Here is a 13,761-nt window from a genome sequence, read left to right on the forward strand (position 1 = left end):
GGCCATTCGGTCGAGGGCGGACATCCCCCATCATGCCGTATCAGCAGGTCAGGTAGCTCCTCCCGGGGTGCTCGGCGAATCGTGCGAGGAGCTGGGGAAGACCGGGGGCACGGCCGAGCGGGGCAGCATCCGCGAGATCGCGATGCGTTCGGAGATGCCGGAGCTCTCCAGCGCCTCGGTGAGCCGGCGGCGGAGTTCACGTTGGACGACGGGTTGACCGTCCGCCGTGGTCTTCGCGATCGTCCGGATGACCGCCCCGTCCACCGTCATCTGTTCCACGCCGACGACGTCGGGCGGCTCGAGGAACTCGGTCGCGTGCTCCGGCTCGTCCGCCAGCGCCAGCGCCGCCGCGCGCAGTACGGCGGTCGCCTCCTCGGAGTTCACGAAGCCGATCGGGATGTCGATGACGACCATCGCCCACCCCTGGCTCTTGTTGCCGACCCGGACGATCTCACCGTTGCGGATGTACCAGAGCACGCCGCGCATGTCCCGTACGGTCGTCACCCGTAGCCCGACTGTCTCCACCACACCGACGGCGTCGCCGAGGTCCACCGAGTCGCCGACCCCGTACTGGTCCTCCAGCAGCATGAACAGACCGGCGATGAGGTCCTTGACCAGGCTCTGCGCACCGAAGCCGAGCGCCACGCCGACGATGCCCGCGCTCGCCAGCAGCGGGGCCAGGTTGAAGCCGAGCTCGCCCATCACCAGCAGGGCCGCCATCGTGGCGATCACCGCGGTCACGAAGCTGCGCAGCACCGATCCGATCGCCTCGGCCCGCTGGCGGCGGCGTTCCGGGATGAACTGGTTCTCCGCCGCTTCCGGCTGCTTGGCCTTGGCCTCCCGCAACGGCTTCAGCAGCGCCGGCATCTCGGCGCGGGACGTGGACGTGGTCAGGCGGCGGATCGCCCGGTGCAGCAGCCAGCGGACCAGCAGCGCGACGAGGATGATCGCCAGGATCCGCAGCGGCTTCACGATGAACACGTAGCTGCTGTTGGCCAGCCACTCGTTGTGGGTGTTGTCGGAGATCCACTTACACAGGACGTCCGATTTGCAGCGTTCGGACAGCGGTGTCGTGTCGACGATCACGCCGGTGGACGGAGTCGGGTTGGTAGGTCCTTGCCAGATCACGGGTCCTCACCGTACCTGCCGCTCGGACCCGGCCGGGAACCGGACATCTTCGCACGAGACCTCAGACGTTTACGTCGTGGCCACAGATTGTGCTCGCCAATTCGTCATTCATCAGGGACTATTGGCGCACGAGGGATCGGCGGTCACGGGCCTCGGCAGACCTCGCCTGCGACGACAAGCACAACGGGAGCGGTTACAAGCACCTACACCGAAGGGTGATCGCGATGCCTGACATACGACCCACAGTGGGCTCCTCCGCGTTGGTTCTGAACGCCACCTACGAGCCGCTGTGCGTCGTATCGGTGCGTCGAGCGACCATCCTCGTGCTGACCGCCAAGGCGGAATGCATCTCCGACGGGGACGGGATTCTGCACAGCGCACACCACGCTCTTCCGGTGCCCTCCGTCGTCCGGCTGACCCGGTACGTGAAGGTGCCGTACCGCACCCACGTGGGACTCTCGCGCCGGGCCATCTTCGCCCGGGACGGCGGGCGGTGCGCCTACTGCCGCGGCTCCGCCGAGACGATCGACCACGTCTTCCCCCGCAGCCGCGGAGGTTTGCACGCCTGGGAGAACGTTGTCGCGGCGTGCGCGAAGTGCAATCACAGCAAGGGTGACAAGACCCCCGCCGAGCTTGGCTGGCGGCTGCACGCGGCACCTCAGGCGCCGCGCGGCGTGGCCTGGCGGGTGCTCGGCCACCGCACCCCCGACCCGCGGTGGGCGGACTGGCTCGATCTGCCGACGCCGGTCGAGGCCGAGGCGGCCTGAGCCCTACCGCTTCCTCGTGCCGATCAGCGAGGCGAAGACGATGACGTTGTCGGCGTAGCCGCGGTCGCCGCCGAGCCACGTGCCTCCGCAGGTCACCAGGCGCAACGACGGTCTGCTGTAGTCGCCGTAGACGCGCTGGACGGGCAGCTTCTCCTTGCGGTAGCGCTCCACCGAGTTCACCTGGAAGACGGCGGTCTCGTCGTCCTCCCGGAGGACCTCGATCCGCTGCCCCGGCTTCAGCTCCCGGAGCCGATAGAAGACCGAGGGACCGGTACGGGTGTCCGCATGCCCCACGATCAGCGCCGGCCCGTACTGCCCGGGCGTCGGTCCCGCGCCGAACCAGCCCGCCTCGTTGTGCCGGTTCAGCGGCGGTACGGCCACCGAGCCGTCGTCCGCCAGCCCGACCGTGAGAATCGGCGCGGCGACCTCGATGGCGGGGATCCTCAGGCGCTTGGGGCGGCTGGGCTCCAGCACCGGGAAGTCGCGCGGCGGCGGCTTGTCCGGCCCGCGGAAGATCTCGCGCAGGTCGAAGCCGGTGGCCGCCCCCACGCCGACGCCCACGGTGAACAGTCCGACGAAGACCAGCAGCACGGCGATGAGCCCCAGCGGTACGGCACGACGGCCGCGTACGGGCGGCGGAGGCGGAAGTCGTTTCGGGCGCGGCGTCGGCGGTGTGGGCGGTGGGGCCTGCATCGCGACCCTTCCTCCCACGATCTGCGCGGGGCGGCGGCGGAGCACCGACTCGGGCATGCGGGGACCGGCGACGGCCGGGCTCGGCCGTACCGGGCGGGACACGGCCGGGCCTCAGCTCGGACGACGGCGACGCAGCGCCGCCACGCCCAGGACGATGCCGGCCGCTACCGCCGCGGAGCCACCGCCGATCAGCATCGGCGCGGAGCCGCCCGGTGCGGTGCCGCCGCCCCCGGTGGCCGGGCCGCGTTGCGGCTCCACCCGGACGACGACGTGCAGGGTGCTGGTGGCCACCTTGCCGTCCGGGCAGCGCAGGCCGACCGGATAGTCGCCCGCGTCGGTCTTGGCGGGGACGCGGGCGGTGGCGGTCAGGAAGCCGTACCGGGGGGAGACCGTCACCGTGCCCAGCGGCTCGGCCGTCACCTTGGCGGCGGTCAGGTTGTCGTCGCAGCTAGCACGGATTCCGACCTCGTCCCCGGCCCGTACGGTGCTGGGGTTGGTCTCGACGAAGACGGCGGCCGCCCGCGCGGGCGAGTCGGGCAGCAGGACGACGGGCAGGGCCAGGGCGAGGGCCGCGCAGGCGGCCGGGACGGATGGGCGCATGACCTCCCCCTCCTGCCGTCCGGGGCGGAAACGTCGCGGACGGCGCGTGAAGGTGATTTTCGCACCTCCGGGCCAATTTCGCGTGGTCAGGGACATCCCACGTAGTGGGTCTTGACACCCCGCGCTCCGTGACCGCGCCCACTCCGCTACCGTGATTGACGTTCGGATCACTGGGAACACAGTGACTTGGCCCGGTTCCTTTTGACGCCTGGGGGCGTTGAGGTTGTCGATATTCAGAACGGTTCTTTTCTTCGCGGTGATCCCGCTGACGGTGATCGTCGTGGTGGCGTCCCTGGTCTTCGCCGGTGCGCGTGACAGCCGGCCTGACCGCCGCTACCGGCCCGGCCGGCCGTACGACTTCCGCCCGATGTGGTTCCTCGCATCACCCGCGCAGGTGAGCCCGGCCTTCGGCGGCAAGACGTCCGACGGCCCCACTCAGGCGCCGGCGCTGGAGTCCGGGATCGTCGAGGGTCCCGCGGGCCGGCAGGTGCGGCCCGGACCGGTAGGAGGCGCAAGTGACCGTTGGTGAGCACCAGGCGATCGTGAGCGGTGGCGAACAGCCCCTCACCGCACTCCACCACGCCGGCGGCCCGACGCTGACCGAGCGGCCGGACCTGACCATGTCCGAGGCGGGCGCCGCGGCGCTCGACGGGCCGTTCACCACCCGGCAGCTGCTGCGCCTCGACGAGGCCCTGCGCGTCGCCGACCAGCAGACGGGCCTGACCTTCAGCGTCTACATCGGCCCGCTCGACGAGCCCACCCGGGAGAGCGCCGAGGCGCTGCACCGGCAGCTCCAGGGAGCGGCCACGGCGGTGCTGCTCGCGGTCTCACCCGGCCAGCGGCTCCTGGAGATCGTCACCGGCGCGGACGCCCGCAAGCGCATCTCGGACCGGGACGCCAAGCTTGCCGCGCTGTCCATGGCGGCGGCGTTCGCCGGCGGAGACCTGGCAGGCGGCGTCCTCGCGGGCCTCGACCAGCTGGCCTCCCACGCCGGGCGGCACTGAGCAGCGCGAACTGCAGTCCACCGCGATCAGAGCCAGGCGTCCGGGGAGACCCGGAAGGGGAACGGGGCGTCGACCTTCACCGGTCCGGCGCCCCGAATCGTCTGTGCCGGCCGATAGCCGTCCGGGCCCAGCTCGTAGACGTGCAGCACCGGCTCCGGCAGCGGTTCGACGCGCCAGTAGCCGTCGATGCCGGCGTCGGCGTACAGGTCGGGCTTGAGCAGGCGGTCGTAACGCCGGCTGGTGTCGGTCTCGACCTCGATCACCAGCGCCACGTCCGCCGGGTCGGCCCAGCTGCCACCGGAGGAACGCGGGCGCAGCACGGTCACGTCGGGGATCAGGTTGCTCGTGCCCAGCTCGATGCCGAGCCGGTCGCACACCCACCAGCCCTCCGGTGCCGCCGCACGCAGCGTGGCGATGAGCGCCCGGACGACGGTCTCGTGCTCCTCCGTCAGCGGCGGGGTGACGTGCAGACTGCCGTCGACGATCTCGTAGCGGTGGCCGTCCTGCGGGAACAGGTGCAGGTCGGGCTCGGTCCACGGCCCCTCAGGGGCGGCCCATCGCGCCGGGGAACTGTGCCCGATCACCACCGCCGCACCACCTCCATCACCGCGGAGTGCCAGCGTACTCACGCAGTGTGGTTTTCGGCGCGTTTCCCGGTCCGGAGTTTTCGCGGGTCGCGAGGAAGGGGACGTCCTCACGACCCGCGGGAAACGTCAGGCGGAGGCGTCCTTGCGGCGCGCCTTCAACGCCCGCAGCACGCCGTCGCGGCCCTCGGCCACCAGCCGGCGAAGCGAGGGCGAGTGGTCCTCGGCGGCCAGCCACGCGTCGGTCAGCGCGACGGTCTCCTCGCTTACCTGATAGGCCGGGTACGCCAGCATCACGAACTCCTGGGCCGGCTCGCTGTCCGACCGGGCCCACACCTGGTCGACGACCTCGAAGAACTTCGGCGCGTACGGGGCGGTCAGCTCGATCTGGGTGGACGACTGGAAGCCCTGCAGCAGCGACCGGTTGAGCCAGTTCGGCAGCTTCTCGCCGCCGGTCAGCTTCGCCCAGACCGCGGCCTTGTTCTCCGCCGTCGGCAGGAACGCCCGCGCCAGGGCCGCCTCCCGCTCACCGCTGGCGGTGCGGTCCGACTCGAGCTCGGCGCCGATCTCCTCGTCGGTCGCCGCGCCCCGGGCGGCCAGCGCCTCCAGCAGCGACCAGCGCAGCTCGGTGTCCACGGTGAGACCCGCCGGGACGTCCCGGCCCTCCAGCCAGCCGCGCAGCACCGCGAGCTCCTCGGGGCTGCGGGCGGCACCGAGGAACGCCCGCGCCCAGGCGAGCTGGAAACCGCTGCCCGGCTCGGCCGCCGCCAGCGCGGCGCGGGCCGTCGAAGCGAGCTGCGCCCAGCCGGTGGGGGCCCACTTCGGGTCGGCGTACATGGTCAGCGTGGTCGCCGCCTGCCGCAGCGTGGCGGTGGTGAGGTTGATGTCGCGCTCCTTGGGCAGGCCCGTGCTGACCAGCGCGATGTAGTCCCGGGCGGCCAGCTCGGCGTCGCGGACCATGTCCCAGGCGGCGGCCCAGCACAGCGCGCGCGGCAGCGACGACTCGAAGCCGTCGATGTGGCGCACCACCGTGGCCATCGAGCGCTCGTCGAGGCGCAGCTTCGCGTACGTGAGGTCGTCGTCGTTGACCAGGAGCACGTCCGCCGCCCGCTGCCCGGCCAGCGCCGGGATCGGCGTCTCCTCGCCGCTCACGTCGATCTCGAGGCGGTCGCGGCGCACCAGCCGGTCGCCGTCCACGTCGTAGAGGCCCACACCGATGCGGTGGGTACGCAGCGTCGGGTAGGTGGTGGGCGCCTCCTGCTTGACCACCACGCTCTCGTACGTACCGTCGGCGCCGATGGTCACCACCGGCCGCAGCATGTTGACCTGCGCGGTCTCGAGCCACTGCGCGGCGAACTTGCGCAGCTCCCGGCCGGACGCCGTCTCCAACTCGGTGAGCAGATCGTCGAAGGTGGCGTTGCCCCACGCGTGGCGCTGGAAGTACGCCCGCAGCCCGGCCAGGAACGAGTCCAGCCCGACGTACGCGACGAGCTGCTTGATGACGCTGGCGCCCTTCGCGTACGTGATGCCGTCGAAGTTGACCTCGACCGCCTCGAGGTCCGGCATCTCGCAGTAGACCGGGTGGGTCGACGAGAGCTGGTCCTGGCGGTAGCCCCAGGCCTTGCGCACGGACAGGAACGTCGACCACGCGTCGGTGAAGCGGGTGGCGCTGGTGTTGCACCAGTGGCTCGCCCACTCGGCGAACGACTCGTTCAGCCAGAGGTCGTTCCACCAGCGCATCGTCACCAGGTCGCCGAACCACATGTGGGCCAGCTCGTGCAGGATCGTGTTGGCGCGCTGCTCGTACTCGTAGTCGGTGACCTGCGAGCGGAAGATGTAGTGCGCCTCGGCGTGGGTGACGCAGCCGAAGTTCTCCATCGCGCCGGCGTTGAAGTCGGGCACCCACAGCTGGTCGTACTTCGGCAGCGGGTAGCGGATCCCGAACTGCTCGTGGAAGAAGTCGAAGCCCTGCTTGGTAACGAGGAACAGGTCGTCGGCGTCGAGGTAGCGGGCCATCGACGCGCGGCAGAAGACGCCCAGCTCGATGCCGTCGTGGCTGTCGCGCACCTCGTGGTACGGCCCCGCGCAGATCGCGGTGATGTACGTGCTCATCCGCGGCGACTGCCCGAAGTGCACCGTCTTCGCGCCGGCCTCGGCCGGGACGGTGCTCTCCACCGGCATGTTCGAGACGACCTTCCAGTGCCCCGGCACGGTGGCGTGCCACGTGAAAACGCTCTTCAGGTCGGGCTGGTCGAAGGCCGCGTAGACCCGCTGGGCGTCCGCCGTCTCGAACTGGCTGTAGAGGTAGACCTCCTTGTCGACCGGGTCCTCGCTGCGCTGCAGGCCCTGGCCGCTCGCGGAGAAGAAGTAGTCGGCGTCCACCACGAGGGTGTTCTCGGCGGCCAGCCCGGTCAGCGTCAGGCCCGCCTCCGCGGACCAGCCGGAGGTGTCGACCGGCTTGCCGTTGAGCACGGCCGAGCGCACGGATGCGGCCGCGACCTCGATGAAGGTCTGCGCGCCCGGCTCGGTGCAGCGGAACGTGACCTCGGTGACCGTCCGGAAGGTGCCCTCGCCCGGGTTTCCGGCCCCGTCGGTCAGATCCAGGGCGATGTCGTACCCCGTCACCTCGAGCAGGCGGGCCCGCTCGGCGGCCTCCACCTGGGTCAGGTTACGAACTCCGGCCACGATCACTCTCCTCCACGCTGGCGGGGGGCTGCGTCGCCCCCCGCCTCGAGCTTTGCACGCCCACCCTATGCGGTGCCTGCGGGCTCTCGCGGGGCGGGAAGATCCGGGGTATTTGCGGGAAGTCATCACGTACGGACGTCTTCTGTCGTTGTAAAGGTGAGAACCGTCACTTCTACCGGAGGCTCCGATGGCCGAGTCCGACACCGTCGCCACGAGCACCATCGCCGTGCACCGGAGCGCCTGGGAGAGCATCTGCCCCAAGCTGCCCGCCGACGTCGCCGCGATGGTGGCGCCGCCCGTCACCGTCTCGAGCTTCCCGGTGACCGGGCTCGCCGGCACCGCGCTGGACCGCCGCCGGGCCCGCGAGGCGCGCTTCCGGGGGAACATGCCGTCGGTTCCCGCGTACGGGCGGCACCGGCGCAGCAGCTGAAGCGTGAGACGGGCCCGGGGTCCTCACCGGCGTCCCGGAGCCGCTCGGTAGGTTCGCGGGCATGACGGTCGTGCACCCGATCAGCCGGGCCTGGATCACCACTGGCGGCACCGGCGCGCAGAACTACGACGAGTTCGCGGACGACGCGGAGATCACCGAGATCATCTCCGCCAATCCGCACAGCGCGCTGGCCATCGAGATGCCCCACCGGGCGCCGGGGTCGGTGGGCCGGGCGTTCCTCGACTGCCTGCCCGACGCGGCGGAACGCCTCGCCGAGGAGAAGGCGGACGGCAGCTACACGCCCGCCGAACAGGTGGTCGTGCTCTACCGGATCAGCGCACCGGGCGAGCCGGCCGCGTACGGCCTCTGGGCCATGGTCGACACCGACCAGATCTCCACCAGCGCCGACGAGCCGGGCCTGGTCATCCGCAACGAGGACGTGTTCATCGCCAAGGTGCGCGAGCGGGTCGCGCTGGCGGAGGCGCTGCAGACCCTGCTCTCGCCCGTGTTGCTGCTGCAGACCGGCAAGGGCGAGGAGCTGCACGCCGCGCTCGCCGCCGCCACCGAGGCCGCCGGGGTTCCCGCCGCCACCGACGTCGACCAGAGCGGGCGTACGCACGCGATCTGGATCGTGCCCGCCGGGCCGCGGCAGGACGAACTGACCGCCCTGGCCGGCGGGGGCGAACTGGTGGTGGCCGACGGTAACCACCGCAGCCTGGCCGCGCAGACCGGCGGTCTCTCGCGCTTCCTGGCCGTCGTGACCACGCCCGCGTCGGTCGCCATCCAGCCGTACAACCGGCTCGTCGCCGAACTGCCGGTCGAGGACCTGGTCGGGCAGCTCACCGCGGCCGGCGCGCGGGTCGAGGAGCTGCCGCGCGCCGCGGCGATCCCGGCCAAGGGCACCGTCGAGCTGTACGCGCACGGCAAGTCGTACGCGGTGGTCCTCCCGCCCGCCGAGGACGGCTCGGTGGTGGACAACCTCGATCACGCGCTCGTGGAGCGGGTGCTCCTGCGCGACGCCCTCGGCCTCGACCCGGGCGACAAGCGGATCTCGTACGTGGGCGGCGACTACCCGGCCGAGTGGCTGCGCGGCGAGGTCGATGCCGGACGCGCCGAGCTGGCGGTGCTCATCGCCCCGGTCACCGTGGACGACTTCGTCGCGGTGAACCTGGCCCGACAGAAGCTGCCCCGCAAGAGCACCTGGTTCACGCCCAAGGCCCGGGGCGGCCTCGTCCTGGCGCAACTCGACTGATCCATCCGACCGCCCCACCCCACCACCCAAAGAAGGACGATGGCCCTACATCCGCAGGTCGAGGCGTCGCTGGCCATCCGCCGGCGCCCACCGGCCGAGGTGCTCGCGGCGGATCCGTACGAGCGGCTCCAATTCGCCCGCCAGGCGATGGAGGACTCGAACGAGGCCGAATGCGGCCCGGCCATTCCGCTGCCGGTGGTGGTCGACGTGGACGCCGATGGTGTGCCCTGCCGCCTGTACGCGGCCCGTACCGGCGCACCGGTCTTCGTCTACGTGCACGGCGGCGGCTGGTGCTACGGCAGCGTGGAGACCGTCGACCGGCTCTGCCGCCGGATCGCCGACCGCTCGGGCTGCGCGGTGCTCTCCGTCGACTACCGGCTCGCGCCCGAGCACGTCCACCCGGCCGCGCTCGAGGACGTGGAGACGGTGCTGCGCTGGGTCCGCAAGGAGGGCGCCGGCCTCGGGGTCGACCCGTCGAGGCTGGCGATCGGCGGGGACAGCGCGGGCGGTCAGCTCGCCACCGTCGCGGCGCGCCGCCAGCGCGACGCGGCCACCCCGCTCGACTACCAGGTTCTCGTCTACCCGGCGATCGACCCGATGACGGCCTCCGAGTCGTACGACGAGGTCGCCGGGTACGGCCTCGACCGGGCCTCGATGAAGCTGGCGTGGGAGACCTTCGTCCCGTCGCCGGCCGACCGTTTCAGCCCCGACGTCGCCCCGCTGGCCGCCCAGGACCTCGCCGGCATGCCACCGACCCTGCTGATCACGGCCGAGTACGACGTCCTGCGCGACGAGGGCGCCGACTACGCGGACGCGCTGGTCACGGCCGGGGTGCCGGTGGTGCACGTACGCTACGCCGGCGTCAACCACGGCTTCGCCCGCAAGCTCGCCCTCTTCGACGCCGCCCGGTCCGCCGCGGACCACATCGCGGTGAGCCTGCGGGCCGCGCTGACGTTCTGATCGGCGTTTGACAGACTGCGGGCATGCGCGTCTACCTCGGTTCCGACCACGCCGGCTACGAGCTGAAGAGCCACCTCGTCAACTACCTCGCCAAGCAGGGGTACGAAGTCGTCGACGTCGGCCCGCACGTCTACGACCCCGAGGACGACTACCCGGCCTTCTGCCTGCACACGGGCGCCAAGGTGGTGGCCGACCAGGGCAGCCTCGGCATCGTCATCGGCGGCTCGGGCAACGGCGAGCAGATCGCCGCCAACAAGATCGCGGGGGTCCGCTCGGCGCTGGCGTGGAAGGTCGAGATCGCCCAGCTCGCCCGCCAGCACAACGACTCCAACGTGCTGGCGATTGGGGCCCGCCAGCACACCCTGGACGAGGCCACGGCGATGGCCGAGGCGTTCCTGACCACGTCCTTCTCCGGCAACGAGCGGCACGCCCGCCGCATCGGCCAGCTCGCCGCGTACGAGCGCACCCGCGAGCTCCCCGAGCTGCCGGCGTCCTGACCGGCGCGCTCAGCGACCCCGGGGCAGATCCTCGCGGGGCACCCAGTTGCGGCGCACGATCGTCAGATTCCGGTCGGCGTCGGCGAGGTGCTCGTCCGACGGGCGGGCGGCGTCCCGGGCTCGCATCGCGGCCCCGACGCTGACCTGCGAGGACCCCGATCCGACGAGCCCACGCAGGCCGCGTTCCGCCGGCTCCTCGCCCGCCGCGCGCGGGCCGGCGGGCCTGAGCCCCTGCCCCGAAGCGCCGGCACCGGGGGCTCCGCCACTCGGGGCTCCGGCATCGGAAGGTCGTGCCCCGGGGGCGCCCGTCCCCGAGCCCGGGGCGGCCGGTCGTGCCCCGGGAGCCGGGCCGGTGGGCCGGGGAGCCCGGCCGCCGATCGGTCCCGGACGCATCGTCGAGGGCTTCGGGCCGTCGTCGGGATCCAGCACGGGCGAGGTCTCGGCCACGGCCCCGGAAGCTTCCGGGACGGCCTCGGCGCTCGGCCGCATCGGCTCCGCGGCGGCCGCGCCGAGAGCCGGGGCCGCGGTCAGGGGCGGCCCGGCCGGGTCGGTGGCCGCGTCGGCCGGCGGGGCGGACGCGGACGGGGCCGGGTGGGAGGGACGCACGCGGCGGCGCCGGCGTCCGGGTTCTTCGCCCATGACGCCGAACCTACCGCCGCCGCGCCCACCTAGAACACTTCGGTGGGGTTGGGCATCCGGTGCCAGCCGAACGCCGTCGAGGCCTTCCGGAGCGCGTCCGGCGTCAGTTCGCGTACCGTCCCGGCCGCACCGAGCGCCGCGAGCGGCACCGCACCGAGATAGGCCGCTCCCAGCTCCAGCACCGTGCATGCCAGGTCCGGCGGGTCTTCGGTACGCGTACACGTCGCCGAGCCGGAGGCGTCGACGGTCAGCCGCCAGCGCCCCGAGTTCTCCGTCAGCAGCGAATCGGTCACGTCGAGCACCACGTCCGCGGGCGCCGCGTAGCTTCGGGCCGCGAGGGCTCGGGGCAGGTCGACGATGCGGATCCACAGGCCGTCGCCCACGGTGGCGCCGAGCCGCCGGGGCTCGTCGACCAGGAACTGGAGCGGCTCGTCCAGCGAGGCGAACTCCACGCTAGCCGTCCGCGCGAGGTCGATGGTGAGCAGGAATCGCCACAGCGCCCGGTACGTCGCCGGGTCGGCGGCCACGACCTCGCGGACTCTGACCTCCGCGTCGGGGCCCTGATCGTTCCAGGCGCCCTTCACGCGCCAGATCGCATAGCCGGTCGGACCGTCGGCGGTCTCGTGCACGACGCCGTACTGCGCTGTCGCGCCCTGGCGCTGGGACTCGATGTCGGAGAGCACGAAGCGCCACCACCGCTCGTCGCGGCTGGACCATCCGGTGCGGGTCGCGCGCAGCTGCTCGTACACCTTGCTCAGCTCGGGAATCGCTTCGAGCGGGCGGACCATCCGCAGCCGGCTGCCGGCCGCCGGCGGTGACTCCGGGAGGCGCACCTCGCGCGTCGTCACGGTCATCCGCAGCACCGGCGCGGCATGACCGTACCCGAATCGCTGATAGATCTTGGTCTCGCTCGCCCAGAGGACCGCGACCGGCTCGCGGCCGGCGGCCGCGATCTCCCGCAGCTGCCGCTGCATCATCCGGGTCAGCAGCCCGCGCCGGCGGTGGGTCGGCCGGACGCCGACCTGCGTGACGTGCGCGGCCGGGAGCACGGCGCCGGGCACGGTCAATTCTCTCGTGTACGCGGCAGCGTGGCCGACCACGGTGCCGGCGTCCTCGGCTACCAGCGACCGTTCGGGCTCGAACACCGAGCCTTCGACGTCGCGTTCGTCGGGGGACATCGTGTGGTGGAAGACGCTGCCCAGGAGATCCGAGATCGCGTCCCATTCCTCCGCCGTGCCGACCCTGATCGGTGTTCCGGTGCCGTCCATCCTGTTTGTGTAACGGACGGCGCGCGCCAGGGCGAGCTATTTGCGGGCTCGCTACTCTCGATGCGGGGCGGCGACCGCCGTTCCGGGGGAGGGTAAAGATGCCTGAGCAACCGCAGTGGTCCGAGCGGACGCTCGACATGCCGCCGCAGGATCCCTGGGCCGATCCGCCGACGACGGACATGCCGCCGCGCCGGGGTGCCGCCCCACCGCCCGATCCGACCCGCCAGTACGGCGCCGGCGCCACCGCCGACCCGACCCGCCAGTACGGCGGCGGACCCGCCCCGAGCTACGACCCGACCCGGCAGCAGGGCGCCGCGGATGCGACCCGCGCCGCCCACCCCGCTGACGCCCAGGCCCGTCCGGCACCGCCGCCGTCGCCGTTCTCCAGCGGCCGCGCCGCGGTGAACCCGCGGCCCCAGCCTCAGCAGTTCACCGCCGAGCACGAGCCCACCGGCACGGGCTGGCCGGACGCGACTGTGCCGGCCCAGCGGCATTCGCTGAGCTGGCACCTGCGGCAGCTGCGCCGCGGCGGCGAATGGAGTTTCGCCGGTCTGCTGTTCGCCTTCGTCTGCTGGGGCATCTGGGCGATCTCGTCCGAGGGCCGCAGCCTCACGACCCCGGTCGTGGTCTTCATCGTGTCGGTGCTGGTGGCGGTCGGTGTCTTCGCCCTGTCGCGGCTGGTGGGCCGGCTGGTCCTCGAACGTCAGCTCGGCCGCGAACGCCGTACCGCGAAGGGCTCGCACATCGTCGCCGGCCTGTTCCTGGTCGGCGTCGGTATCGCGCACCTGCGCCAGACGGAATGGGTGATGACCGCGGTCAGCTGGGTCGTCGACCTCTTCCGCTGACCGCGGTCATCCTGCCCGGTTGTCTTACTTGGCGGCCTTCTCGGCAGCCTTGTCGGCGGCGTCGTCGGCCTTGTCCTGCGCCTTGTCGGCCTTCTCCTGCGCCTTCTCGGCCTTGGCAGCGGCGGCGTCGGCCTTGTCCTGCGCCTTCTCGGCCTTGTCCTGCGCCTTGGCGGCCTTGTCGGCGGCAGCCTGCTCAGCAGCAGCCTTGTCCGCGGCGGCCTTCTCGGCGGCGGCCTTCTCGGCGGCAGCCTGCTCCGCAGCGGCCTTGTCGGCGGCGGCCTTCTCAGCGGCAGCCTGCTCCGCAGCGGCCTTGTCGGCGGCGGCCTTGTCCGCGGCGGCCTTCTCAGCGGCAGCCTGCTCCGCAGCGGCCTTCTCGGCGGCGGCCTTGTCCGCGGCGGCCTTCTCAGCA

16 protein-coding genes are annotated in these 13,761 nt (G+C 72.2%); 8 read left to right on the forward strand and 8 right to left on the reverse strand.

Translation table 11 applies throughout. The annotated features are described in order from the left end of the window. Positions 1–48: 48 nt before the first annotated feature. Complete coding sequence (locus ACIBO8_RS14245; protein ID WP_396115647.1) at positions 49–1,065, reverse strand: mechanosensitive ion channel family protein; 1,017 nt, start codon at positions 1,063–1,065, stop codon at positions 49–51. Positions 1,066–1,352: 287 nt separating this feature from the next. On the opposite strand from ACIBO8_RS14245, the gene ACIBO8_RS14250 reads away from it, so the two are divergent. Continuing rightward, on the forward strand, positions 1,353–1,895 hold the full coding sequence (locus ACIBO8_RS14250) for an HNH endonuclease (protein ID WP_396115571.1): 543 nt from the start codon (positions 1,353–1,355) through the stop codon (positions 1,893–1,895). A 3-nt stretch (positions 1,896–1,898) separates the two neighbouring features. Here ACIBO8_RS14250 and ACIBO8_RS14255 read toward each other — a convergent pair whose 3' ends face one another. Both ACIBO8_RS14255 and ACIBO8_RS14260 read right to left on the reverse strand, forming a co-directional pair. After that, the gene (locus ACIBO8_RS14255) at positions 1,899–2,588 is read right to left on the reverse strand and encodes a class F sortase (protein WP_396115572.1); all 690 of its coding nucleotides are present in this window, start codon (positions 2,586–2,588) and stop codon (positions 1,899–1,901) included. 111 nt (positions 2,589–2,699) lie between these two features. After that, positions 2,700–3,188 (reverse strand): hypothetical protein, encoded by a 489-nt coding sequence (locus ACIBO8_RS14260; protein ID WP_396115573.1) that lies wholly within the window; start codon positions 3,186–3,188, stop codon positions 2,700–2,702. A 223-nt stretch (positions 3,189–3,411) separates the two neighbouring features. Here ACIBO8_RS14260 and ACIBO8_RS14265 point away from each other — a divergent pair, with 223 nt between their 5' ends. Beyond that, positions 3,412–3,717 (forward strand): hypothetical protein, encoded by a 306-nt coding sequence (locus tag ACIBO8_RS14265; RefSeq protein ID WP_396115574.1) that lies wholly within the window; start codon positions 3,412–3,414, stop codon positions 3,715–3,717. A gap of 91 nt (positions 3,718–3,808) precedes the next feature. Beyond that, positions 3,809–4,192: a DUF5130 family protein gene (locus ACIBO8_RS14270; RefSeq protein WP_396115648.1), complete on the forward strand. Its 384-nt coding sequence runs from the start codon at positions 3,809–3,811 to the stop codon at positions 4,190–4,192. A gap of 26 nt (positions 4,193–4,218) precedes the next feature. Here the strand turns inward: ACIBO8_RS14270 and ACIBO8_RS14275 are convergent, their stop codons facing one another. Both ACIBO8_RS14275 and pepN read right to left on the reverse strand, forming a co-directional pair. Beyond that, positions 4,219–4,779 carry a Uma2 family endonuclease gene (locus tag ACIBO8_RS14275; RefSeq protein WP_396115575.1) on the reverse strand — a complete coding sequence of 187 codons (561 nt, stop codon included), beginning with the start codon at positions 4,777–4,779 and terminating at the stop codon, positions 4,219–4,221. Between the two features lie 126 nt (positions 4,780–4,905). Then, positions 4,906–7,461: an aminopeptidase N gene (gene pepN / locus ACIBO8_RS14280; protein ID WP_396115577.1), complete on the reverse strand. Its 2,556-nt coding sequence runs from the start codon at positions 7,459–7,461 to the stop codon at positions 4,906–4,908. 187 nt (positions 7,462–7,648) lie between these two features. On the opposite strand from pepN, the gene ACIBO8_RS14285 reads away from it, so the two are divergent. The 4 genes from ACIBO8_RS14285 (at position 7,649) to ACIBO8_RS14300 (ending at position 10,600) form a co-directional block, all read left to right on the forward strand. After that, the gene (locus ACIBO8_RS14285; protein ID WP_396115578.1) at positions 7,649–7,891 is read left to right on the forward strand and encodes a hypothetical protein; all 243 of its coding nucleotides are present in this window, start codon (positions 7,649–7,651) and stop codon (positions 7,889–7,891) included. Between the two features lie 61 nt (positions 7,892–7,952). Continuing rightward, positions 7,953–9,143: a DUF1015 family protein gene (locus ACIBO8_RS14290; protein ID WP_396115579.1), complete on the forward strand. Its 1,191-nt coding sequence runs from the start codon at positions 7,953–7,955 to the stop codon at positions 9,141–9,143. Between the two features lie 39 nt (positions 9,144–9,182). Then, positions 9,183–10,103 carry an alpha/beta hydrolase gene (locus ACIBO8_RS14295; RefSeq protein WP_396115580.1) on the forward strand — a complete coding sequence of 307 codons (921 nt, stop codon included), beginning with the start codon at positions 9,183–9,185 and terminating at the stop codon, positions 10,101–10,103. A gap of 23 nt (positions 10,104–10,126) precedes the next feature. Continuing rightward, positions 10,127–10,600 (forward strand): ribose-5-phosphate isomerase, encoded by a 474-nt coding sequence (locus tag ACIBO8_RS14300; protein ID WP_396115581.1) that lies wholly within the window; start codon positions 10,127–10,129, stop codon positions 10,598–10,600. A gap of 9 nt (positions 10,601–10,609) precedes the next feature. Here ACIBO8_RS14300 and ACIBO8_RS14305 read toward each other — a convergent pair whose 3' ends face one another. Beyond that, positions 10,610–10,993 (reverse strand): hypothetical protein, encoded by a 384-nt coding sequence (locus ACIBO8_RS14305; RefSeq protein WP_396115649.1) that lies wholly within the window; start codon positions 10,991–10,993, stop codon positions 10,610–10,612. Positions 10,994–11,268: 275 nt separating this feature from the next. Beyond that, positions 11,269–12,507, reverse strand: coding sequence for a GNAT family N-acetyltransferase (locus ACIBO8_RS14310; protein ID WP_396115582.1), 1,239 nt, complete (start codon positions 12,505–12,507; stop codon positions 11,269–11,271). Between the two features lie 98 nt (positions 12,508–12,605). Between ACIBO8_RS14310 and ACIBO8_RS14315 the strand changes: the two genes are divergently transcribed. Further along, on the forward strand, positions 12,606–13,352 hold the full coding sequence (locus ACIBO8_RS14315; protein ID WP_396115583.1) for a DNA-directed RNA polymerase II: 747 nt from the start codon (positions 12,606–12,608) through the stop codon (positions 13,350–13,352). Between the two features lie 24 nt (positions 13,353–13,376). Here ACIBO8_RS14315 and ACIBO8_RS14320 read toward each other — a convergent pair. Next, a partial coding sequence (locus tag ACIBO8_RS14320) for a hypothetical protein (RefSeq protein ID WP_396115584.1) occupies positions 13,377–13,761 on the reverse strand: 385 nt, incomplete at its 5' end.

It is taken from the genome of Actinoplanes sp. NPDC049681, assembly GCF_044465265.1.
Taxonomy (GTDB): domain Bacteria; phylum Actinomycetota; class Actinomycetes; order Mycobacteriales; family Micromonosporaceae; genus Actinoplanes.

Coding starts and splice junctions, on each gene's coding strand:
- ACIBO8_RS14260 (WP_396115573.1), bottom strand. CDS start 3,188: ATGCGCCCATCCGTCCCGGCCGCCTGCGCGGCCCTCGCCCTGGCCCTG.
- ACIBO8_RS14315 (WP_396115583.1), top strand. CDS start 12,606: ATGCCTGAGCAACCGCAGTGGTCCGAGCGGACGCTCGACATGCCGCCG.
- ACIBO8_RS14250 (WP_396115571.1), top strand. CDS start 1,353: ATGCCTGACATACGACCCACAGTGGGCTCCTCCGCGTTGGTTCTGAAC.
- ACIBO8_RS14285 (WP_396115578.1), top strand. CDS start 7,649: ATGGCCGAGTCCGACACCGTCGCCACGAGCACCATCGCCGTGCACCGG.
- ACIBO8_RS14300 (WP_396115581.1), top strand. CDS start 10,127: ATGCGCGTCTACCTCGGTTCCGACCACGCCGGCTACGAGCTGAAGAGC.
- ACIBO8_RS14270 (WP_396115648.1), top strand. CDS start 3,809: ATGTCCGAGGCGGGCGCCGCGGCGCTCGACGGGCCGTTCACCACCCGG.
- ACIBO8_RS14255 (WP_396115572.1), bottom strand. CDS start 2,588: ATGCAGGCCCCACCGCCCACACCGCCGACGCCGCGCCCGAAACGACTT.
- ACIBO8_RS14295 (WP_396115580.1), top strand. CDS start 9,183: ATGGCCCTACATCCGCAGGTCGAGGCGTCGCTGGCCATCCGCCGGCGC.
- ACIBO8_RS14305 (WP_396115649.1), bottom strand. CDS start 10,993: ATGCGTCCGGGACCGATCGGCGGCCGGGCTCCCCGGCCCACCGGCCCG.
- ACIBO8_RS14290 (WP_396115579.1), top strand. CDS start 7,953: ATGACGGTCGTGCACCCGATCAGCCGGGCCTGGATCACCACTGGCGGC.
- ACIBO8_RS14310 (WP_396115582.1), bottom strand. CDS start 12,507: ATGGACGGCACCGGAACACCGATCAGGGTCGGCACGGCGGAGGAATGG.